This window comes from Chryseobacterium taiwanense, from assembly GCF_000813825.1.
Taxonomy (GTDB): domain Bacteria; phylum Bacteroidota; class Bacteroidia; order Flavobacteriales; family Weeksellaceae; genus Chryseobacterium; species Chryseobacterium taiwanense.
Map to the genome: position 1 here is coordinate 1 of NZ_JWTA01000025.1, position 1,266 is coordinate 1,266.

The window sequence follows — 1,266 nt, forward strand, 5'->3', positions numbered from 1 at the left end:
TGAACTTGCAACTATTTTTGAGACAAAATTTATATACTCCTTATGCTACATTTTTAGATTGATTAGACATTAAATTTTGATACTCTTTTATGGTTAAATTTCCTAAAGCCGAATGCCTTCTGTGAGTGTTGTAAAATGTTTCTATATATTCAAACACAGAGTTTTTAGCATGATCTCTAGTTTCATATCTATTTTGATAGACAAGTTCGGTTTTCAAAGTTTTGAAAAAGCTCTCAGCTACAGCATTATCATAACAATTTCCTTTTCCACTCATACTTCGAGTAATGTTTTTTCCGACTATTGATGTAAATTCTGTACACGCATATTGTATCCCTCTATCTGAATGGAAAATCAAGCTATCATGATCCTGTAAAGGCCGATGGAGTCTTGCCATCTTCAAGGCTGCAATACTGGTGTCCTGAGCCTTCATCGTCTCACTTAATGACCAGCCGATAACCTTTCTATCAAACAAATCAATGACTGTCGTAAGATACAGCCAACCCTGACCTGTGCGGATATACGTAATATCAGACACCCAGACCTCTTTACTGCTTTTAACTTGAAAGTTTTGATTCAAATAATTTTCAGCAACAGGGTATCGATGGGATGAGTTGGTAGTTTTCTTAAATTTTTTCTTTACAATACTTCTCAGGTTGCGTTCTCTCATTAATCTAGCCACTAAAGGACGTGAGGCTCTCATTCCTTTTGCTTCTAGTTCTCGGGCAATACGGGGGCTTCCATATCTCCCACGGCTCCAATGATAAATACTGAAGATTTCTGCTGATAAAATGGCTCTTCTTTCTGATCGACTACTCGGCTTTCTTTTCTTCCAATGATAAAAACTGCTCCTGCTTACCTTTAGTACTTCGCACATCTTCCCGACAGGAAACACTCCAGCGTGTTCTTTGATAAATTTATATCTTACCCGTCTCTCTTGGAGAAGATGCCTACCGTCTTTTTTAAGATGTCACGTTCAAGCTTTGTTTCTTCCAGTTCCTTGCGTAGCCTTAATAACTCTTCCCTTATCGGATCAGAGGATATTTGTTTTTCCTTGCTAAGTTTACCTTCTTTGTGAAGTTTTCGCCAATTAACTAGACTTTCTTTACAGATCCCCAATTCTTCAGCTACCGAGGATACATTGCCTCGCTGCTCACTTAAAGATACTGCTTGGATCTTGAACTCTAAACTGTAATTTTTTCTGATCTTTTTCATACTCTTAAAGATAAAGAGTATAAGAATTGTGTCCTAACAAAGTTAGCAACTCCA

The 1,266-nt window shown here is 37.3% G+C and carries 1 protein-coding gene; it reads right to left on the bottom strand.

The annotated features are described in order from the left end of the window. Positions 1 to 40 precede the first annotated feature (40 nt). Positions 41 to 1,212, bottom strand: a protein-coding gene (locus RM51_RS18810) for an IS3 family transposase (protein ID WP_117590358.1) whose coding sequence is annotated in 2 segments (ribosomal slippage) — positions 41 to 954 and positions 954 to 1,212 — 1,173 coding nt in all. Because the reading frame shifts where the segments join, the coding sequence is not laid out codon by codon here. Between the last annotated feature and the right edge of the window lie 54 nt (positions 1,213 to 1,266).